Here is a 19,659-nt window from a genome sequence, read left to right on the forward strand (position 1 = left end):
AGTGCAACATGAGAGAAGCAATTTTATTTATGAAAACGGTGAATGGTTCTACAATGACGGTAAGCTTTTTAGCTCAAAAATAGAGAGAAATGAGCTGTGTCCATGCAAAAGCGGCAAAAAATATAAAAAATGCTGTGAAATAAAAAATCTTTAAATTTTTAAACTGTTTTTTAATATACTTTTTATCATATTGTTAAATATTAGATAGTGCATAGGTATAAAAATATACCAGTAAATCCTGCCCCATATCCCTTTAGGATAAAAATATGCCGACTGTATAAGCTTATCGCCATCTATTTTAAATTCAAGCCATGCAGAACCTGGAACTTTCATCTGAGCAAAAAGAAGCAGTCTTTCTCCCTCTTTTATATCTTCAACTCTCCAAAAGTCAAGGCACTCTCCAAGCCTTAAATCACAATCGTCTCTTCTCCCGCGATTTAGTCCTGCTCCACCAAGCGCTTTATCTACTATGCCTCTTATTTCCCATAAAAAGTCATAATCAAACCAACCGTTTTCACCGCCAATAGATTTTATAGCTTTAAAAATTTTATCTTTATCGTAAGAACTGATATCTGATTCTTTTCTATCTACAAAAATAGCATCATTTATCTCTTTTGTATGTATATCATCCCATGAAGAGCCTTCGGCATCACTCCATCTGCTTATTACCTGATGCTGTTGTATCTCTTGAACTGCTTTTCTTACGGCATCAATATAGCTTATAGGTATAATATCTGCAAAATATATTTTTGCATTATCGTTTTGTATAGTTACTTCTGATTTTAGCCCCTCTATCAATGCTTTTGCGACGCTAAAAGGTACAGGCGTAAAAAGATTTAACCAATACGAAGATAGATTTATACTCATAAAAGGCACAGGGATAAGATACCTTTTGAGACCTAATGCAGTTGCCGTATGAAGCATCATATCTCTGTAACTCATTTTAGATGAGCCTATATCTACAATGAGATTTTTGTCATACTCAAGATGCAGAGATGAGACAAGATAGTTTATTACATCATCGACAGCAATAGGTTGAGCGTAAGTGTCAACCCATCTTGGAGTAATCATAAAAGGTAATTTTTCTACAAGATTCCTTATAATCTCAAAACTTGCACTTCCAGAGCCTATGATTACGCCTGCACGCACCCAGATAGTTTGAACATTTTTTGAAGAACTCAGCACTTCGCCTGTCTCTATTCTGCTAAGAAGATGTTTACTGGTATCGCTGTTTTTCACTCCCAGACCGCCTAGATATATAACTCTTTTTACACCGCACTCGTCTGCAATATCTATAAAATTTTGCGCTGAGAGCTTGTCTAACTCTTTATAATTTTCTTTATTTAGAGAGTGAATAAGATAGTAAGCCGTATCAACTCCGCAAAGTGCTTTTTTAAGAGCATCTTTATCAAAAGTATCTCCTTCAAAAATTTCAAAATGTTCTAGTATCTCTTTTGATAGACTTTTTTTATTTCGTACAAAAATTCTAAGTTCAACATCTTTTTGATTTTTAAGTATGTTTTTTAACCTTCTTCCGATATATCCGTTTGCACCGGTAAGTAAAACTTTCATGATTAACTCCCTCTAAATATTTTAAACTACTTATGAAGTGCCAGCTCTTTTTCTAAATACTTTCCTGTATAAGAGAGTGTCTTCTTATGATTTTTTGCCAACTCTTCTGGTGTTCCCTCGGCTATTATAAGTCCGCCGCCGCTTCCGCCTTCAGGTCCCATATCTATTATATAATCCGCATTTTTTATCATGTCAAGATTGTGTTCTATGATAAGAACCGAGTTTCCAAGCTCTACAAACTTGTGTAGAACTCCGGTAAGCCTGTCAACATCGGCAAAATGAAGTCCCGTTGTCGGTTCATCAAGTATATAGAGTGTTTTGCCGGTATCTTTACGGCTTAACTCTTTGCTTAGTTTGATTCTTTGAGCTTCTCCGCCTGATAGAGTTACCGCATTTTGTCCAAGAGTTATATATCCAAGCCCAACATCAACGAGTGTTGAGAGTATTTGATTTATTTTCGGTATCGGTTTAAAAAACTCATATGCCTCATCAACGCTCATTCTTAGCACATCTGAGATAGTTTTACCTTTATAAAACACCTCTAACGTCTGTTGATTGTATCTTGTGCCTTTGCATGTATCACATTTAACCATTATGTCCGGCAAAAAGTGCATCTCTATTTTATTTTCACCTTCGCCCTGACACTTTTCGCATCTGCCGCCTTTGACGTTAAAACTAAATCTTGAGCTTGTATATCCTCTTATCTGAGACTCTTTTGTCTGTGCAAAGAGATTTCTTATCTCATCCATAACACCCGTATATGTTGCAGGGTTAGAACGCGGCGTTCTACCTATGGGGCTTTGGTCAAGATAGATTACTTTATCTACATGTTCAAGTCCGCTTATCTCGACACCTGCAACCTTATTTACTTTTCTGGCATGATTTAACAATTCTCTAGCCGTAGGAAGAAGAGTTTGAAGCATTAACGAACTTTTTCCGCTGCCGCTTACTCCTGTTATACATACAAAATTATTAAGCGGAATTTTTGCACTTAAATTGCTTATATTGTTAAGCGTAACGTTTTTTATCTCTATATATTTATCTTGCGCTCTTCTATAAAAATACTCTATCTTTTTACGACCGTAAAGATAATCTGCGGTTAGTGTTTTTGCTTTTTTAAGTTTATCAAGTGTGCCGGCAAACACTACTTCACCGCCGAATTTTCCTGCACCGCTTCCGATATCGACGATAAAGTCTGCATTTTCAATTGTCTCTTTGTCGTGTTCAACCACTATAACGCTGTTTCCCTTCTCCTGAAGACTTCTTAAAGTACGGATAAGTTTTAGAGTATCTCTCTCGTGTAAACCTATGCTAGGCTCATCTAAAACATATAAAACACCGGTTAACCCGCTTCCTATCTGGGAAGCAATGCGGATTCTTTGAGCTTCTCCTCCGCTGATTGTTCTTGCATCACGTCCGAGTGTTATATAACCAAGACCGACATCAAATAAAAAGTAGAGTCTCTCTCTTATTTCGTTTAAAATCGGTGCCGATATTTGAGTACTCTGTTTTGTAAGATAACTGAAATTATTTTTATCGCTAAACCACTCGTAACTTTTAGCAATAGGCATATCCAAAATTTCGGCTATCCCTTTTGAAGCAACCTTGACGGCAAGTGATTCTTTTTTTAATCTGTGAGAGTTACAAACATTGCACTTTTTCTCACTCATGTAATCGGCCAGCTCTTTTTCATCTTTAAACATGTCATAGGCTATTTTAATTATTCCGGGCCAAACTCTCTTTACTTCATGATTTTTCCACAAAAAACTAATTTCGTCTATACCGCCGTGCAAAATCGCTTTTTTCTGATAATCCGGCAACTCTGAGTATGCAACTTTGGTATCTATGTCATTAGCTACGCAGAAGCCCTTTAAAAAAGTAAAATAGTATCCTTTGTTAAAACCGTAAACTATCTTTACTGCACCGCTTTCTATGCTTAAATCTATATCTATTATTTTGTCCTGATCAAGCGCATAACGAAGTCCAAGTCCATCACACTCAGAACATGCACCCTTAGGTGAATTAAAAGAGAAAGATAGTGGTTCAAGTGGGTCAAAACTTATTTTACAATCAAAACATGCATTATGTTCACTATAATGAATATAGGAACGCACAAGCCCAAGCTCTTCATGATTTTGTATCTCAATTTCTAGTTCACCGTAGCTCTCTTTTAGAGCTTTTTCAACGTCAGCCGCTATTCTTTCTCTGTTTTCCTCTTTTACAACAACTCTATCTATAACAACTTTTATAGTATGTTTTTTAGTTTTACTAAGCTCTATCTCTTCATCAAGACGCACCATAACGCCGTCAACCATCGCTCTTACATAACCTTTATGCACCAATGATTCAAGCACGTCTGCATAAGCGCCTTTCTTTTCGTTTACTATCGGAGCTAAAAGAACAAGTTTTGCACCTTCTGGAAGTTTTGCCACTTCACCTATGATATCCGAAACACTCATTTGAGAAATCTCTTTGTTACACTTATGACAGTGCTGAATACCGACACGTGCATATAAAAGTCTTAAGTAGTCATATATTTCAGTTATTGTTCCCACCGTCGAGCGAGGATTTTTTGAAGTAGTTTTTTGATCAATTGCAATAGCCGGAGTAAGCCCTTCAATCTTATCAACATCGGGCTTACCGACACGGTCAAGGAACTGTCTTGCATATGATGATAGAGATTCCATGTAGCGTCTTTGCCCTTCGGCATAAAGAGTATCAAACGCTAGAGTAGATTTTCCGCTTCCGCTTAGCCCAGTAAAAACAACCAACTGATTTTTTGGAATCTCAAGCGATATATTTTTTAAATTATTTTCTCTCGCACCTACTATTTTTATAACATCTCTATTTTTCATTTATAACTAACTTCCTCTAAAAAAATATTCTTTGTATTAAATATATTACTATTAAAAGATAAAAACCTACTAATAATTTTTTTTGCAATACTGCATCTACTCTATCTTTAAGTAAAATACCTACATAAACGCCTATTAACGATGCCAAACCTATAATAACTCCGCTTTTTAAGTCAATTTCTCTGCTTAGTGAGTGAGAAATAAAACCGGAAATAGATGAAAATACTACAAAAAAGAGTCCTGCCGAAATCGCTTTTTTAAGCTCTACATGTAAAAATCCTACCAATATAGGAACTAAAATTATACTTCCGCCTACGCCTATAATCATACTAAGAGTTCCAAGTACCAAACCTATTAAAAACAGAATAACTCTGTTAACACTCTTTTGTACATGTTGCGTTTTTGTTTTAAAAAAAAGTCTCACAAGAGCAAAGATAGCAAAAATCAAAAATATAATCTCTAAAGTCTTATCGTCAAAACTAGAAGCGACAAAACCACTTAAAAGTGCACCGAAAAAACCGCCGATACCTATGGTCATTACCATTGCAATATCAAGCGTACCTTTTTTATTATTTAGGTAACTGCCGTAAACAGAACTAAAAATCATCTGTACAACTGAGATACCTATGGCATCTTTAATTTGATAACCGAGCAATAAAAGAGAAGGAACCAGTATGGTTCCACCACCTATACCGAAAAATCCGGATAAAATCCCAACACCTACACCAAGAAAAATTAATTCAATCATTATTAAAACTTTTTTTTGAATTATATCATCTAGTGTTTAATTTTACTTTGAGATTCATTAAAGTATAATCATCACTTATTTAAGGGGCAAAAATGTTAAACATCATTATGGAAGCTTCACAAAATTTTTGTATTCACCAAATTAGACTGCCGCATGAGATTCATGACAATATAACTCAAATGAGAACACTTATTGCTTATATTGATATAGAAGTTGTTGGCGGCAAAAAGTATAGAGTTTATATAGCTGTAACATCAGGGTTTGCACAAAGAATTTCCACAATTTTTCTTGAAGAAGACGAAAGCGATGAAGAGACACTTATAGACATGGTGCTTGAAACTGCCAATTTAATAGTAGGAAGCGCTAAAGTTCTTGCCCAAGAGAGTGACAGACATGCATATAACATGTCAACTCCACATTTTGAGAAAATAGACAATTTTGATTTTCAATATGATGAGGCAAAAATTTTAAAAGTTGAAAATGACGAGATAATTATTGCTATCAAGGAACTGTAGTTGAAAAGAAAGAAACATATTTACGGAGCCAAAGAGACTATATTTAATCCTGAAGTAGAGCTTTCGTGGATGGACTATTCTGGACTGCTTGATATGGAAGTAGAATTTGTCTCAGAACTCGGCGAAACGGAACTTACCGTCGGCGAGATATTAAAACTTACTAAAGGCTCTATTATTGATCTTAAAAAACCGGCTGGAGAAAGTGTTGAATCGTATGTTAACGGTCGTATTTTGGGTAAAGGCGAAGTAATGGTATATGAAAAAAATCTTGCTATTCGTATAAATGAAGTTTTAGATTCAAGTGCTGTGCTCTATCATCTCTCAAAAGAAAAATTATGATTAAATTACTTCTTCTTATTCTCCCTTTTTATCTGTATGGTTCAAAAATATTAAGCTACAATATTTATGATAGAACAGACAGAGTAGATATTATGATAACGTTTGACACTCCTTATGAGGGTGTAATAAAACAGAGTATTAGCGACTCTACAATTACCATAAAACTTGAAGATGCTTCAATAGAGTCATCAAAAATCAAGCAATTATCGTCAAAATATATAAAAGCTGTTTCAATTACACCTATGCAGGATTATACGCAAGTAGTTGCTCAAGTACCGCCTTCAGTAAGTTTGCAAGCCTCAAAAACATCAGATGCATATGGGCTTAGACTCAGATTTACGGCACTTTCATCATCTGATGAAAATACCAAAGAGTTTAAAGATAGTGAAACTCCGCTTCTCAACTCTCTTCCTACAAAAAAGAGTGAAGATATCTCTATGAGTTATTATGTAGTCGTTACAATATTGATACTATTGGTAATAATACTTTTTTACATAAAAAACAGAGTTTCATCACCTAAGGGCAAAAATGAGCTATCTTCATGGCTATTTAAAGAGGATAAAGATGAAAAAAAAGAGATTTTACAGCAAACATCTGATGCAAAAAGTGTTAGCATAAGATTTCAAAAATCTCTCAACAGTGAAAACAGTGTTGTTTTACTTGACTTTGCCCAGCAGAGCTATCTTGTCCTTATGGGAAAGAATAACATACTGCTTGATAAATTTACAGATAATAAACCTGTTACAGAAGATGATTTTAATTTTATTTTGCAAAATAGACATAAAGAGTTAGACAAATTTTTAAATAATGAAAACGAACAAAAAGAACCTATCCAATCATATAAAGAAAAAGCAGCCTCAATACTGTATGAGGTTTAATTAAGCGTTTGAAATCTATCTTGTAGAAGTTTCCTGATTGTATATAAACTAGACATGTCAAGTTTATATTTATCATCCATCATTTTACTTATATGATAGACTTCTGTTACGGTTATACCGTATGGGTCTTTTTTCTCTTTTACAATTTTTCCATCATCATAAGAGTATAAATATAAACTTTTACGAGTTAGCTGTATATAATAGGTCAATACAATTTCATCTGTATGCTTTTTTTCAATTGCAACTATAACTCTGTGATCATTTTTATAGTTCTTATCAAGATTTAGTTCATCTCTTAATTCTGCGGCATCTATATAACCGATATAAAATTTATTGTATAAATCATGATATCTTTGAATCTTTTCACTCATTAAAAAATTCATATCTATAACATATTTTTTATGGCTTCTTATTGTTTTTGTTATCCATGAAATTGTGTTGTAATACCTAAACGGATAAAGTTTTAACAGGTGTGCTTCTATCATTTTAGAAGACTTAATTCTCTTTTTCGGCAGTAATTTTCTGGAATCCGTATCTACTATATAATCAAGTACTCCTTTAGCTGAAAACTCTTCCGTAAACCATACCGTACAGTATGACGGAAATTGTTTAACTCCACTCGCACCCTCGTTTAAAATAATTAATGACTTAATCTCATAATTTGGAAATATAATCTCCAAAAGAGCTTTCTTCTTTCTAAGTCTTTTTCTAAGTTTTAACACTGACTTTACAAGAGTCATTTCTACAAAATATAGCTCTTTGTTTTTTGTAATAAAAATAGCATCAAATTCACTAATTTCTCTATTTTTAGTTCTATAGACTATCTGCTGTTTTTCACTGATAGAAAGCGTATTTGCATGTGCTTTTATTTTGTCCTGATGAAAACCTTTTAGGACGAATTTTTCTATTTCATCATTTTGTGCGGCATAAATCAAAAGTTTCTCATAAACAAAATTCTCAAAAACTTCACCCTCAAAAGAGCGATATGAGCTTAGATAGTGAGGGTCGTCAACATCTATACCCCTTCTTATCAAAGAGAGCAGATATTTTACATTGTAATCATAGTGTAATAAATTATCTCCTATATCACTATCATCCAATGTTTTAATTGATTTACTTATATTTATCAAACTATCTCACTATTACTAAAAAAGTTATCTATGACAGCGCGGTACTCTTGTATATCTGCTATACGATTTACACTGTCTCTTAGCACTGAAGCACCGGAATAACCTTTTGAGTAAGTATGCGTATGTTTTCTAAACATAGGCACACCATAAGAACCGTAAAACTCAACCATTTTATCAAAGTGCTCCATGATTATAGCATGCTTAAGATTTTTGTCAATATTTTTGCTTCCAGAGCGAAGCTGATGAAATATCCAAGGAGCTCCTATTGCACCTCTTCCTATCATAACTCCGTCAGCCCCTGTATGTTCTAACACCCATTTTGCTTTTTCGTAAGAATCTATATCGCCATTTGCGATTACAGGAATTTTTACAGACTCTTTTATCTCTCTTATTGCATCATAGTCAACAGCTGCTTTAAATTTTCCTGCACGGGTTCTGCCATGAACCGCTAAAAAATCAGCTCCGCTGTCTTCAACCATTTTTGCTATATCAATATGATTTTTCTTCTCAAAACCGAGTCTTATTTTTACACTTGTCAAACTTTTGTTGGAGGTATCTTTAATAGTTCGTATGATATTGCCCATCAAAGGCAAGTTTAAAAGAAGTGAACTTCCGCTTCCTTGACCTACAACTTTTGGTACCGGGCATCCGCAATTAAGGTCTATTATATCTATTCCCTCTTGCTCATTTAAAATTTCGACCGCTCTTCTTATAACATCAACTTCCGCTCCTGCAATCTGAACGGAGTATGGATCTTCATTTGGGCTTTTTTCTATCATACTAAGTGTCTTTTGGGAACCATAAGCAAGAGCATTTGAACTAAGCATTTCGCTTACAGTTAAATCTGCCCCAAATTTTTTAACAACACTTCTAAAGGGCAAATCCGTATAGCCTGCAAGAGGAGCTAAGACATATACGGGTTTATCAAATGAGAGATTTTTAATCATCTATATACACAAATTATACAAAAAGATTTATATTGAAATGTTTTCCGGACTCTCTTAATGAGCTATATGCTTTAAAACGAGGATATTCATCTGATTGTGAAACATCTAATATCTCTTTTGCAGGCGATAACATCTCTAAATCAAATAGTGTAAATAGATATGCTTCCATAGCAGCTTCATCTTCATTACCAAGTATCTCAAAGAGTTTTATTCTCTGCTCCGGGAGCATTGATTTTGAAAGTTTTTTCGATGCTTCAATGTATTCGCCTGAAGTTAATTTTAAATCATTAAAAAGAGGGATTAATGACTCATTTGATATCTCTAAAGTATTAGTATCTGCATTTATTCTTGCTAAAATTTCAGAAAGTGCTTCTTTTGTAAGCAAATCTTTATACTTCTCAATTGCATGTAAAGGGGCCTTTTTAACAAAATCACCATAAGCTTCCTTACGTAAGCTTATATCGTATTTATTTTTAGCACCTAGTATATCTTCTGCGCTTATATTACCTTGTTTATATCTGTTTTTTTCGTTATGTACAAACAGTGCATTTGATGAAGGCAGAGAATATTTTTTTAAATCAACTACATCGCCGTTTTTAATACTGTTTATTGCAGAAAGAACATCACTTATTTTTTTGTTATCTATATTAGCACTAAAATCTACTGATGGAAAAATCATAGAATTATCCACAAGAGAGCCTAAAAGTTTGTATTTATCAGTTTTAAATATGTTGGAACGATTCTCTTTTCCAAGATAAGCATCTACTATAGCATCAATAATTTTCTCGTAATCTTTCTCACTTTTACGTAGTCTTATAGTTTCTAGCAGTGAATAAAACGACATGTGCATTACACTCACTAAATAGAAGATAACAAGAGGTATAGTGACCCACATTGCTATTGAAATCGATGGTAGCATCGTACCAAAAAAATTAAATCCCATACTCTCTTGAGTTATAAAAGCATAAACATACCATCCCGTTAAAACAATCAATATAAATGATGCTATTGTGTATCTTTTTATATGCATTGACTACTCCTTATTTAGATTTTTCTACAATTTCTCTACAGTCTATACAGTATATCGCATGAGGCTTAACTTTTAGTCTTTGAAAGCCGATAGGGTCTTCACACATTTCACATATTCCATAATCACCGGTTACAATTTTTCCTAAAGTAACATTAATTTCTTTTAGTTCTTGCTCTTGTTGTTGAACTATGGCACTCTCTACCATTGAGCTATTGTCAACAGATGCATGATCGCCTTCATCATTTAATTCCAAGGAACTTAGCTGATCCAACTCAGCATTTACACCTTTGATATTTTTTATTATTTGTACTTTTCTACTCTCAAGAATCTCTTTAAAGTATTTTAGCTCACTATCTTGCACTTATATTCCTTATTTATGATATGGGTGATTACTCAATATTGAAAACCCTCTATATATCTGCTCAAGCAAAACAACTTTTGCAATCTTATGACTCATAGTAATATTTCCTAAACTTATAACAGCATCACCATTTTTTAAAAAGTCATTTTCAAAGCCGTATGCACCGCCTATAAAAAATTTAATCGCAATTTTATCATCTAATAGCTTACTAAATTCATAACTATCGATTATTTTTCCATCAGGATGCAATATTACATTGAAACCTTTTGATATATACGGTTCTAATATCTTTGTATATACCGCTTTAGACGCTTCAGGTGAGATAGTGTGTGCTTTTGTTACATCTTTATTAAAAAGTTCTGTATCATCAACTTTTGCAAAACGTGAAATCATTTTTATAAGCTCTTTATAAAGAGGATCGTAAGTTGAGCGCTCTTTTTTTGCAATTGAAATTATCTCTATATTCATTTAAGAAGTCCACTGCCTATAACATGATAAGTTACATGTTTGAAAGTATCATGCGGCATTACCCCTCCAATCGCCGCAACTAAATGCTTAGATAAAGATGCAATTTCATCTAATTTGTCTCCAAGTATATTTAATACATTATCTTTTGTAGTTGTGCTTCTATATGCCCCCAAACCTACATAGTTCAAATCCATATCATTAGCTTGCAAAATTTCTTCTTTATTATGTGTAGAAATACCCAATATTTTATCTTGTTTTATAACGCTTCGAAGAATTCTTACCGCAGTAAATATATCTTTATCTATGTTAAGTAAATCTTCTTGTCCTACATGTACACCGTCACAAAACTCTATTAACTCATATGCATCATTAACAATTAAAAAGCCGTCATATATTTTTCTGATTTTTATAAGTTGCTGTTTTATAAATGCTATATCTGCATTTTTATTGCGGTATTGTATTATTTCTACATTTTGTTTTTTTGCAATATCTACAAAATCTTTTACCGATAAACCTTTTTTATCTAAAAGGTCTTGATCGCAAAGTGCATAAAGCCGCATTACGCAGCTTTAAGGAGTGTTAATAAATCTGAGAGTGTTTTTTTAAGATTATTTCTATTGACTACCATATCTATTGAACCCTTTTCAAGCAGAAATTCTGCGCGCTGAAAACCATCAGGAAGAGCAGAACCTATCGTTTGCTCAATTACTCTTTGTCCTGCAAATCCCACAAGCGCACCTGGCTCGGCTATAATAATGTCGCCTAATGTTGCAAATGAAGCGCTAACACCACCCATCGTTGGGTCGGTTAGCACTGAAATGTATGGTATATTATGACTTGCTAGTTTTGCCAAAGCGGCAGAAGTTTTACTCATTTGTAGCAAAGAAAAGGTACTTTCTTGCATTCTAGCCCCGCCGCTTGCACTAAGTATAACAAGACCTTGTCTTTTTTCAATTGCACGGTTTACGGCACGAACAATTTTTTCACCCTCTACAGAGCCTAAAGAACCGCCCATAAAAGCAAAATCAAATATAACTAGTTGAGCGCTGACACCGTTCATTTCACACTCGCCACTAACTACTGACGAAGTTTTACCTGTTTTTTGCGTAGCTTCTTCAATTCTTTGTTTATATGATATTTTATCTACAAATTTTAAAGGATCAACAGGCTTTAAATTTGCATCATACTCTACAAAAGTTCCCTCATCAGCTAAAAGTTCAATTCTCTCTTTTACGCCGATTCTTATATGATAACCGCATTTAGGACATACATGCTTTTGATTTTCTACTTCTTTATAGTACATTAAAGATTGACAAGATTTACACTTAACCCAATGAGCAGGAGCTTCGCTCTTAACCGGCTGTTTTTTATTTATGTTTCTAGAAAAAATGCTAAGTAAATTCAAAAATTATCCTTTAATATATAATTATGTGAATTATATCAAATTTTCTATAATACTTTATTTAACTCAAATTGCTAGTTGTTTATGTTTATTGGACAACTTTAAGAAGCAATCTATTGAATAAACAACTATCTATCGAAGTGGCTTTAATCATATTTCCAAATCTACCGGTTATGATAGAAAAAGGTGTTAAATGCATACTTTGTCATTTAAGCTATATCTTCTATGAATAGATTCCCACTTTCAGATAAAAACTTATATCAATCAAACTTTAAAATTTCTTTTGCCTGAATCATATCTTTATCTCCACGCCCGGATATGTTTACTATGATGAGTTTATCTTTTATATTTGGCATCTTTTTAAGGTATGCAACCGCATGTGCACTTTCAAATGCCGGGATAATACCCTCTTTTCTTGATAACCACACAAACGCATCAAGTGCTTCTTTATCCGTTACATAATCATAAGAAACGGATTTATTATCATGATGAAAAGCATGTTCAGGCCCTATACCAGGATAGTCAAGCCCTGCGCTTATTGAGTGAGCTTCAAGTATCTGACCGTCTTCATCTTGAAGCAGGTAGCTCATCTGACCGTGCAGTACACCCGGACGACCTTGATTTAGCGAGCAACCGTGTTCACCGGAATCTATACCGTGTCCACCCGCCTCAATACCTATACATCCAACCTCTTTATCTTCTAAAAAGTGTTGAAACATCCCGATAGCATTGCTTCCGCCGCCTATACATGCTATTACATATTCAGGTAATCGACCCTCTTTTTCTAAAATCTGCGCTCTTGCTTCGTACCCGATAATTGCTTGAAAGTCTCTAACCATCATAGGGTATGGGTGCGGACCTGCAACTGTTCCGATAATGTAAAAAGTATCTCTTGCGTTTGTCACCCAGTGACGTATTGCATCATTCATGGCATCTTTTAGGGTTTTGCTTCCGCTCTCGACACTATTTACCTTTGCACCAAGGAGTTTCATACGAAAAACATTAAGCTCTTGACGTGCTACATCTTTTGCACCCATAAAAATTTCACACTCTAAATCCAAAAGCGCACAGATAGTCGCAGTTGCTACACCGTGTTGTCCTGCGCCTGTTTCAGCAATGATTTTTTTATATCCGAGTCGCTTTGCCATAAGTCCCTGAGCAATAACATTGTTTACTTTATGCGCTCCGGTATGGTTTAAATCTTCTCTTTTTAGATAGATTTTTGCACCGAGTTCATCAGATATATTTTTTGCATAGTAAAGAGGGGAAGGGCGACCGACATAATCTTTGAGATAGTAGTCAACCTCTGTCCAAAAATCTTTGTCGAAGCGGATACTGTTGTACTCCTCTTCTAGCTTTAAAAGAGCAGGCATAAGTGTTTCAGGAACGTATCTGCCGCCAAATATACCGAAATGACCGTTTTCATTGGGATCAAATTTTGAAGGGGAAGGAATATACATTAATTTACCTCTATTAAAGAGTACACGTCAGTTGTCTCTTTTAAATTTTTTTGTCCGTCTAAAAAGTTAAGACCTATTATAAAACAAGCCTCTACACAAGAAGCGCCAGCTTGATTTATCAGTTTTGCCGCAGCATTTGCAGTTCCGCCCGTAGCAATCAAATCATCAATAAGAAGTACTCTCGCATTTTTAGTTTTATTAAAAGCGTCGATATGAACTTCTATCTCATCTATTCCATACTCAAGTGAGTATTTTTCGCTTATAGTAGTGTATGGAAGTTTACCTTTTTTACGAATCGGCACGAAGCCTACTCCAAGCATTTGAGCTAATGCCGCACCGAATATGAAGCCTCTAGCATCAATTCCTGCGACATAGTCAAGACTATACTCTTTATATCTTTCATACAGATGATTCATTAAAACACCGTAAGCTTCTTTATCATTTAACAGGGTTGTGATGTCTTTAAATATGATTCCAGGTTTTGGAAAATCTTTTACGTCTCTTATAGAGCTTTCTATAATTTTTCTCTCAGTAGTGCTAAGCGTCATATTATATTCCTTATAATAGAGCGTCGATACGACCCTCTAGTGCTTTGATTTTATTATTAAGACGATCTGTCTCTTGTCTATGTTTAGTATTTCTCTGTTTTAGTACTTTAAGTTCATTTCTAAGTTTATTTAGTTCATCGCTTAATATGTCAACATTTCCCAAGGCTCTTTGTAGTTGGATTTGATATTTTCTAATAAGTATCTCTGCTTCTTGAAGTGTTAGCTTCATTAAGTCATTACTTCTTTGTTCTTTGTTGGTAATGCTTTTAAAATAAAACATTTTAACAAATAAGAAGATAGATAAAATAGATAGTAATGTTAAAAGTGACCATTCCCAAAACATAAGCTCTCCTTTATTTTAAGCGTTTATTGCCTCAATTTTTGCTACTCTTTGTGCATGACGACCACCATCAAAATTGCTGACACACCAAGCATCAATTATTGACTCACACACGCCTTTGCCTATAATTCTATCTCCAAAGCATAATACATTTGCATCGTTGTGTCCTCTGGCAACAGTTGCCGTATAAGCATCATGGCAAAGTGCCGCACGAATTCCTCTGTGTCTGTTCGCTACAATGCTCATTCCTATTCCTGAACCGCATATAAGAATGCCTTGTGAGTTTTTATCTGCCAAAACAGACTCTGAAACTTTTAGAGCGTAGTCAGGATAATCTACTCTATCTTTTGAAAAAGGCCCTAAATCAACCACCTCATGACCCTTGTCTTTTAGTAATTCAACTGTGTAATCTTTAAGATCTATTCCTGCATGATCAGTAGCAACATAAAATTTCATTCTTTTTTTCCTTTATGATAGTAGTAGATTTAAAATTGTCTGAACAGGTAGTAGCAACAGATAATTTTTTAACGGTGTCATCAAAACTATTAAAACTATAATTATTCCATATCTTTCATTTTTATAAAAGAATTCTGCAATAGAATCTATTTTATACTTTAGCGATAGGTGCATTATAAAATGGGCACCGTCAAATTGCGGTATAGGCAGAAGATTGAAAACACCGAGTACTACATTTATAATCAGTAGCTGAAATACAAAAAGATATGTAAAAATGTAAACTAAACTATCTTCTGTATTTGGCTGATGCATGTAAACTATTGCAATAGAAGCGAATACAGCTAATGTAAAGTTGTAAACTATTCCGGCCAAATCAACTTGCATAGCACCGTTATATCCTGCATTTCTTACTACCGTTGACATATTGATAGGTACAGGTTTTGCCCATCCGAATAAAAATCCGCTCTCACCCCCCAATAGCATAGGTAAAAAATACATTGTTGCAGGAACGATTATAGTGCCTACTAAATCTACATGTGAAATAGGATTTATAGATAGCCTTCCCGCGTTTTTAGCAGTTGTGTCGCCGTACATGTAAGCTACCCATCCATGCATTATCTCATGCCCGATTATAGCTACGGCTAAGGCAAGTACGGCTGCTAAGATTTTAAATATATCAATAGATTCCATGGTCATCTTTATCTTGTTTTACTCTCTCAGCTACGGCTTTGTCAAGATGAGCGGCAGACTCTAGGTCCGTCGGAGTTTTACCTATACGATCCCATCTTATCTCCCAGTTGTCGTCTATGCTAAAATAGACAAACCATGGTGTACCTTCAATGTTGTCGTAAGGAACAGCACCCCAAAAACGGCTGTCATTTGAGTGGTCGCGATTGTCACCCATCATAAAATAGTTGTCTTTGTCAACTTTAATCGGAGCAAAATTAAAAATAGGCATAGGATATCTTCCGTTATCTATGATTTTATCGTCATGATGAATTCCCGGATGCTCTTTCATATATGGATTTTTAACCCAAAGTTTTCCTGCAAAAACTACGATATCACTCTCTTTAAAATTGTTTTTTATCCACTCGTCGCCTTCATTATGATGAAGGTAAAGATCTTTGTTTGATATGAAAAGTTCATCATCCGGAAGTGCCACACATCGTTTTACAAAGTGTTGTTTTGTATTTCCTGGATATCTAAAAATTACTATATCACCTCTTTGCGGTTTATCTCCGTCCATTAAGCGAAGTTTGTCGCTCCATGGCATAATGGAAGTTTCTAAAAATGGCAGATGCGGCATAGGAACACCGTATGCAAACTTTTTGGCAAATAGGTGATCTCCGATAAGCAGAGAGTCTTTCATGGAACCACTTGGGATTCTAAAAGCTTGGGCTATAAAAAATATAACAAAAAGAACTATTAAGATAGTTCCTGTCCATGAGTTTGAAAATTTGTAAGTTTTATGTAAAAGCTCTTTCATATATTACTTTTCGCCTGTATGAGATTTTGTAGCCTTTAGAGTGTTGCTTAGAAGCATAGCAATAGTCATAGGTCCTACACCGCCGGGAACAGGGGTTATGTATGAGCATTTTTTAGCTACATTTTCAAAATCAACATCTCCTACTAGTCTGCCGTTATTGGCGCGGTTAATACCGATATCGATAATTATAACACCATCCTTAACCATGTCCTCTTTTATAAGGTTTATAACGCCTACACCTACTAAAAGAATATCCGCATTAAGAGTGTGCTTTTTCAAATCATCCGTAAAAATATGGCATATTTCAACAGTTGCATTAGCGTTTAAAAGCAGAGCAGCCATCGGTTTTCCGACAATATTTGAAGCACCTATGACTACACAGTTTTTGCCTTTGACGTCTATGTTGTACTCATTTAAAAGCTCCATTACGCCAAGCGGAGTACATGGAACAAAACCATCAAGTCCGGTCGTTAATCTTCCTACATTGTATGGATGAAAACCGTCAACATCTTTGCCGGGATCTACAAGCTCAAGTATTTTTGTAGTATCTATCTGCGGTGGAAGAGGCAGTTGAATCAATATACCGTCGATATTTGGGTTATTATTCATCATTTTAATCGTATTTTCAATTGCTTCTTGAGAGATATCTTGCGGCATTTCATGCGTTACAGAGTAAAATCCTACTCTATCACACGCTTTTTTCTTCATATTTACATAAGCCGCACTTGCCGGATCTTGTCCTACTAAGATTACTGCTAACCCTGGAACTGAACCTGTTTTGCCTTTTAAAATTTTTACTTCGTTAGCTACATTTGTTTCTATTTTTGCCGAGAGTGCTTTACCGTCAAGAAGTTGCATTTAAACCTCATACTATTATTTTTTTGTTATTATAGCGTTATATATTAAAAGGTCGTTTAATGAGAGTTATGTTGTTATTTTTTATGCCGTTTTTTCTATTTGGAGACACTACTTTTATTACTCCTATGGAGTATGCTTCATCGCTTTACAAAAACCCTAGAGGGATAGGTTGTCAAAAGTGTCATGGAGATTACGGAGAGGGTAAAATAGTTGCCAATTATATACATAAAAATGAAAACAAAAGTTTTGTTGCCCCTAGTATAAACAGTATTGATTTTGATAGATTTTACACGGCACTTAATGTTAGAAGAAACGGTATGCCGAGGTATTTTTTAACAAGAAAAGAGATTCAAGCACTCTACTTTTATCTGCAAGAGAAAAAGAAAGAGGGTTCCGAGGATGATAAATAATTTATCCGAAATTAAAGATGCTTATGAAAATAGAGATTTAGCCGCACTTAATGAATTTGCATCTCCATCGCACAGAAATTTAAACAAAAAGTCTAACTTTCGTTCTGTCTTAATGCTCTCATGTAATAATCTGCACCATTTGACAAAAATAGAGTCTCTTGAAGCACATTGTATTATTTTAAATCTTGAAGATGGTGTTAGCAAAGAAGATAAGCCATTTGCACTTCTTTTATGTGCTATATTTTTATCTCATCACAAAAAATGCGAAAAGAAACTGGTTGTTAGAGTAAATGCACTTGATGAAGGCGGATATGAAGAGATAGCTTATCTTAATAAATTTATGCCAGATGCCGTGCGAGTTCCAAAAATAAAAAATAAAAAAGAGGTAGAATCAGTTTGTGAACTTTTAAACGAAGGGATAGAACTTCATCTCTCAATTGAGACAAAAGAGGCTTGGCAAAACTTATCAGAGCTTAGAACAGATAAAAAAGTCACTGTTTTTTATCTCGGTATTTTAGACCTTTTTGCAGATATGAAGCTCCCTCAAAACTTGATTAGCAGAGAAAATTCGACAATGCTTTACATGCTCTCTCATTTTTTAGTTACATGTAAAACAATCGGTATCAAACCAGTCTCTTTCGTATATCAAGAGTTTAAAAATCTGCAAGAGTTTGAAAAATGGATATCTTTGGAAAAGGAGATGGGATTTGATGCAAAAGGGTGCATCTCTCCTGCTCAAGTAGAACTTGCAAATGGAATTTTTATAGATGAAGAAAAGCAAATTATCAGGGCAAAAAATATAATAAAACTCTTTGAAAAACATAAAGAACAGGGTATTACCGGTTTTAAAGATGATGAATACGGATTTATAGATGAACCTATCTATAAAGGGGCTATGGCACTTCTAAATAGGTACATGTAGTATGAATTTACTCTAATATCTTGCTAAATTATAAAAAACGTTATACCTTACCAATATTTTTTCATTCGGTCTAGGGTATCTGCTGTATGCAAATTCAATAGTCTCTTTGGTTGTTTGGTCAAGTATGTAATATCCGCTGTTTTTTAAAAATTTAAAATCAGTCATATCTCCGTTTGGATGAAGATAAAACTCTACAACGTTTGTTTTGTTTACATTAATATCCGCAGTAAGGTTTACTTGTGCAACCCTGTTTAAAACCTCTTGTGTTATTCTTCTCATAATCTCTTGATTGTCGATTAGGTATTTTTGCTGACCTGGGGTTAGTTTTCCAAACTCGTCTCCGTAAAGCTCTTGCAGATTTGAATTGTTAATATTGCTCTTGCTTGTCGATTTGCTCTTTTGCGTTTTAACTTCTTGTGAAGATTTATCTTCAGAGAGCCACTCTAGTGAGTTGTACTTGCTTTTATCCTCTTTCGGCTTTAGTTCAATATATGGTTTTATGGGAGGAAGCGGTTCTATTTTTGGAATAGTAGGTTCCATCTTTTTTATAGGTTCTTCACTTTTTTCAAGGTTTATCGGCGGTTTTTTGACATGTTGTTGTTCAATTTTCTTTGGCTCATACTTAATGGGCGGTTTTTGTATAGATTCCACTATTCGCTTTAGCTGATTTCCTTTTGGCATAGGAGGAGCTATCTCCTCAGGTTTTTCAATGATTTTTTTATCCACGTCGTCTGAGTCAATTTTCTTTGGCATCTCTTTAAGCGAGACTTTGATTCTGTTTTCTTTTGGTTTTTGAGGCTCTTTAGTATCTCTTGTAATAGTTCCAAGAAGTAAAAACAGAAGCAGAAACAATAAATGTATTAAAAGTGCTAAAAATAGGGCAAAAAATGAGCGATTCAATCTGTTCCGTTTACGTAAAAATTTTCGGGCAATT

24 protein-coding genes and 1 pseudogene are annotated in these 19,659 nt (G+C 34.5%); 6 read left to right on the plus strand and 19 right to left on the minus strand.

Annotated features, from left to right (window positions below; translation table 11 throughout):
• Position 1 precedes the first annotated feature (1 nt).
• Complete coding sequence (locus A2530_RS10425) at positions 2–154, plus strand: SEC-C metal-binding domain-containing protein (protein WP_294891540.1); 153 nt, start codon at positions 2–4, stop codon at positions 152–154.
• Here A2530_RS10425 and A2530_RS10430 read toward each other — a convergent pair.
• From A2530_RS10430 to A2530_RS10440, 3 genes are read right to left on the minus strand one after another with little or no spacing between them, the layout of a single operon-like run.
• Positions 151–1,572: an SDR family oxidoreductase gene (locus A2530_RS10430; protein ID WP_294885439.1), complete on the minus strand. Its 1,422-nt coding sequence runs from the start codon at positions 1,570–1,572 to the stop codon at positions 151–153. The genes A2530_RS10425 and A2530_RS10430 overlap by 4 nt on opposite strands.
• Before the next feature lie 26 nt (positions 1,573–1,598).
• Positions 1,599–4,427 carry an excinuclease ABC subunit UvrA gene (uvrA, locus tag A2530_RS10435; protein WP_294885438.1) on the minus strand — a complete coding sequence of 943 codons (2,829 nt, stop codon included), beginning with the start codon at positions 4,425–4,427 and terminating at the stop codon, positions 1,599–1,601.
• A gap of 16 nt (positions 4,428–4,443) precedes the next feature.
• Positions 4,444–5,175, minus strand: coding sequence for a sulfite exporter TauE/SafE family protein (locus A2530_RS10440; protein WP_294885437.1), 732 nt, complete (start codon positions 5,173–5,175; stop codon positions 4,444–4,446).
• Positions 5,176–5,267: 92 nt separating this feature from the next.
• Between A2530_RS10440 and A2530_RS10445 the strand changes: the two genes are divergently transcribed.
• The 3 genes from A2530_RS10445 to A2530_RS10455 are packed head-to-tail and all read left to right on the plus strand — an operon-like array spanning position 5,268 to position 6,907.
• Positions 5,268–5,690, plus strand: coding sequence for a chemotaxis protein CheX (locus A2530_RS10445; protein ID WP_294885436.1), 423 nt, complete (start codon positions 5,268–5,270; stop codon positions 5,688–5,690).
• 18 nt (positions 5,691–5,708) lie between these two features.
• Positions 5,709–6,029: a flagellar motor switch protein FliN gene (gene fliN / locus A2530_RS10450; RefSeq protein WP_294885568.1), complete on the plus strand. Its 321-nt coding sequence runs from the start codon at positions 5,709–5,711 to the stop codon at positions 6,027–6,029.
• Positions 6,026–6,907 (plus strand): hypothetical protein, encoded by an 882-nt coding sequence (locus A2530_RS10455; RefSeq protein WP_294885435.1) that lies wholly within the window; start codon positions 6,026–6,028, stop codon positions 6,905–6,907. The genes fliN and A2530_RS10455 overlap by 4 nt, the downstream gene beginning before the upstream one ends.
• On the opposite strand, the gene A2530_RS10460 is transcribed toward A2530_RS10455, so the two are convergent.
• From A2530_RS10460 to folD, 15 genes and pseudogenes are all read right to left on the minus strand, one after another.
• Complete coding sequence (locus A2530_RS10460; RefSeq protein WP_294885434.1) at positions 6,904–8,037, minus strand: hypothetical protein; 1,134 nt, start codon at positions 8,035–8,037, stop codon at positions 6,904–6,906. The genes A2530_RS10455 and A2530_RS10460 overlap by 4 nt on opposite strands.
• Positions 8,034–8,984 carry a tRNA dihydrouridine synthase DusB gene (gene dusB / locus A2530_RS10465; RefSeq protein ID WP_294885433.1) on the minus strand — a complete coding sequence of 317 codons (951 nt, stop codon included), beginning with the start codon at positions 8,982–8,984 and terminating at the stop codon, positions 8,034–8,036. Before dusB ends, A2530_RS10460 begins: the two co-directional genes overlap by 4 nt.
• Before the next feature lie 13 nt (positions 8,985–8,997).
• A complete protein-coding gene (locus A2530_RS10470) occupies positions 8,998–10,014 on the minus strand; it encodes a hypothetical protein (RefSeq protein ID WP_294885432.1) in 1,017 nt (338 codons plus the stop codon).
• Positions 10,015–10,024: 10 nt separating this feature from the next.
• On the minus strand, positions 10,025–10,375 hold the full coding sequence (dksA, locus tag A2530_RS10475; protein WP_294885431.1) for an RNA polymerase-binding protein DksA: 351 nt from the start codon (positions 10,373–10,375) through the stop codon (positions 10,025–10,027).
• Positions 10,376–10,384: 9 nt separating this feature from the next.
• On the minus strand, positions 10,385–10,843 hold the full coding sequence (locus A2530_RS10480; RefSeq protein ID WP_294885430.1) for a 23S rRNA (pseudouridine(1915)-N(3))-methyltransferase RlmH: 459 nt from the start codon (positions 10,841–10,843) through the stop codon (positions 10,385–10,387).
• Positions 10,840–11,403 carry a thiamine phosphate synthase gene (locus tag A2530_RS10485; RefSeq protein ID WP_294885429.1) on the minus strand — a complete coding sequence of 188 codons (564 nt, stop codon included), beginning with the start codon at positions 11,401–11,403 and terminating at the stop codon, positions 10,840–10,842. Before A2530_RS10485 ends, A2530_RS10480 begins: the two co-directional genes overlap by 4 nt.
• On the minus strand, positions 11,403–12,248 hold the full coding sequence (gene accD, locus A2530_RS10490; RefSeq protein WP_294885428.1) for an acetyl-CoA carboxylase, carboxyltransferase subunit beta: 846 nt from the start codon (positions 12,246–12,248) through the stop codon (positions 11,403–11,405). Before accD ends, A2530_RS10485 begins: the two co-directional genes overlap by 1 nt.
• A 63-nt stretch (positions 12,249–12,311) precedes the next feature.
• Positions 12,312–12,435 (minus strand): annotated as a pseudogene (locus A2530_RS10495) (IS982 family transposase); the annotation flags it as partial.
• A 70-nt stretch (positions 12,436–12,505) separates the two neighbouring features.
• Entirely contained in the window at positions 12,506–13,705 is a 1,200-nt protein-coding gene (gene trpB / locus A2530_RS10500) for a tryptophan synthase subunit beta (protein WP_294885427.1), read from the minus strand.
• Positions 13,705–14,253, minus strand: coding sequence for an adenine phosphoribosyltransferase (locus A2530_RS10505; protein ID WP_294885426.1), 549 nt, complete (start codon positions 14,251–14,253; stop codon positions 13,705–13,707). Before A2530_RS10505 ends, trpB begins: the two co-directional genes overlap by 1 nt.
• A 10-nt stretch (positions 14,254–14,263) precedes the next feature.
• A complete protein-coding gene (locus tag A2530_RS10510) occupies positions 14,264–14,596 on the minus strand; it encodes a hypothetical protein (RefSeq protein WP_294885425.1) in 333 nt (110 codons plus the stop codon).
• Positions 14,597–14,611: 15 nt separating this feature from the next.
• Positions 14,612–15,049 carry a ribose 5-phosphate isomerase B gene (gene rpiB, locus A2530_RS10515; RefSeq protein WP_294885424.1) on the minus strand — a complete coding sequence of 146 codons (438 nt, stop codon included), beginning with the start codon at positions 15,047–15,049 and terminating at the stop codon, positions 14,612–14,614.
• Positions 15,050–15,061: 12 nt separating this feature from the next.
• The gene (locus A2530_RS10520) at positions 15,062–15,739 is read right to left on the minus strand and encodes a site-2 protease family protein (RefSeq protein ID WP_294885423.1); all 678 of its coding nucleotides are present in this window, start codon (positions 15,737–15,739) and stop codon (positions 15,062–15,064) included.
• Positions 15,726–16,535, minus strand: coding sequence for a signal peptidase I (gene lepB / locus A2530_RS10525; protein WP_294885422.1), 810 nt, complete (start codon positions 16,533–16,535; stop codon positions 15,726–15,728). The genes A2530_RS10520 and lepB overlap by 14 nt, the downstream gene beginning before the upstream one ends.
• Positions 16,536–16,538: 3 nt before the next feature.
• Positions 16,539–17,393 (minus strand): bifunctional methylenetetrahydrofolate dehydrogenase/methenyltetrahydrofolate cyclohydrolase FolD, encoded by an 855-nt coding sequence (gene folD, locus A2530_RS10530; protein ID WP_294885421.1) that lies wholly within the window; start codon positions 17,391–17,393, stop codon positions 16,539–16,541.
• Between the two features lie 68 nt (positions 17,394–17,461).
• On the opposite strand from folD, the gene A2530_RS10535 reads away from it, so the two are divergent.
• Both A2530_RS10535 and A2530_RS10540 read left to right on the plus strand, forming a co-directional pair.
• A complete protein-coding gene (locus A2530_RS10535) occupies positions 17,462–17,803 on the plus strand; it encodes a cytochrome c (protein WP_363114104.1) in 342 nt (113 codons plus the stop codon).
• Positions 17,793–18,725, plus strand: coding sequence for an aldolase/citrate lyase family protein (locus A2530_RS10540; RefSeq protein WP_294885419.1), 933 nt, complete (start codon positions 17,793–17,795; stop codon positions 18,723–18,725). The genes A2530_RS10535 and A2530_RS10540 overlap by 11 nt, the downstream gene beginning before the upstream one ends.
• 12 nt (positions 18,726–18,737) lie before the next feature.
• On the opposite strand, the gene A2530_RS10545 is transcribed toward A2530_RS10540, so the two are convergent.
• On the minus strand, positions 18,738–19,625 hold the full coding sequence (locus A2530_RS10545; RefSeq protein WP_294885418.1) for an energy transducer TonB: 888 nt from the start codon (positions 19,623–19,625) through the stop codon (positions 18,738–18,740).
• Positions 19,626–19,659: the final 34 nt, after the last annotated feature.

Source organism: Sulfurimonas sp. RIFOXYD2_FULL_34_21, from assembly GCF_001830805.1.
Lineage (GTDB): Bacteria > Campylobacterota > Campylobacteria > Campylobacterales > Sulfurimonadaceae > Sulfurimonas.

Coding starts and splice junctions, on each gene's coding strand:
- A2530_RS10430 (WP_294885439.1), bottom strand. CDS start 1,572: ATGAAAGTTTTACTTACCGGTGCAAACGGATATATCGGAAGAAGGTTA.
- uvrA (WP_294885438.1), bottom strand. CDS start 4,427: ATGAAAAATAGAGATGTTATAAAAATAGTAGGTGCGAGAGAAAATAAT.
- A2530_RS10440 (WP_294885437.1), bottom strand. CDS start 5,175: ATGATTGAATTAATTTTTCTTGGTGTAGGTGTTGGGATTTTATCCGGA.
- A2530_RS10445 (WP_294885436.1), top strand. CDS start 5,268: ATGTTAAACATCATTATGGAAGCTTCACAAAATTTTTGTATTCACCAA.
- A2530_RS10455 (WP_294885435.1), top strand. CDS start 6,026: ATGATTAAATTACTTCTTCTTATTCTCCCTTTTTATCTGTATGGTTCA.
- dusB (WP_294885433.1), bottom strand. CDS start 8,984: ATGATTAAAAATCTCTCATTTGATAAACCCGTATATGTCTTAGCTCCT.
- A2530_RS10470 (WP_294885432.1), bottom strand. CDS start 10,014: ATGCATATAAAAAGATACACAATAGCATCATTTATATTGATTGTTTTA.
- A2530_RS10480 (WP_294885430.1), bottom strand. CDS start 10,843: ATGAATATAGAGATAATTTCAATTGCAAAAAAAGAGCGCTCAACTTAC.
- A2530_RS10485 (WP_294885429.1), bottom strand. CDS start 11,403: ATGCGGCTTTATGCACTTTGCGATCAAGACCTTTTAGATAAAAAAGGT.
- trpB (WP_294885427.1), bottom strand. CDS start 13,705: ATGTATATTCCTTCCCCTTCAAAATTTGATCCCAATGAAAACGGTCAT.
- A2530_RS10505 (WP_294885426.1), bottom strand. CDS start 14,253: ATGACGCTTAGCACTACTGAGAGAAAAATTATAGAAAGCTCTATAAGA.
- A2530_RS10510 (WP_294885425.1), bottom strand. CDS start 14,596: ATGTTTTGGGAATGGTCACTTTTAACATTACTATCTATTTTATCTATC.
- rpiB (WP_294885424.1), bottom strand. CDS start 15,049: ATGAAATTTTATGTTGCTACTGATCATGCAGGAATAGATCTTAAAGAT.
- A2530_RS10520 (WP_294885423.1), bottom strand. CDS start 15,739: ATGGAATCTATTGATATATTTAAAATCTTAGCAGCCGTACTTGCCTTA.
- lepB (WP_294885422.1), bottom strand. CDS start 16,535: ATGAAAGAGCTTTTACATAAAACTTACAAATTTTCAAACTCATGGACA.
- folD (WP_294885421.1), bottom strand. CDS start 17,393: ATGCAACTTCTTGACGGTAAAGCACTCTCGGCAAAAATAGAAACAAAT.
- A2530_RS10535 (WP_363114104.1), top strand. CDS start 17,462: ATGTTGTTATTTTTTATGCCGTTTTTTCTATTTGGAGACACTACTTTT.
- A2530_RS10540 (WP_294885419.1), top strand. CDS start 17,793: ATGATAAATAATTTATCCGAAATTAAAGATGCTTATGAAAATAGAGAT.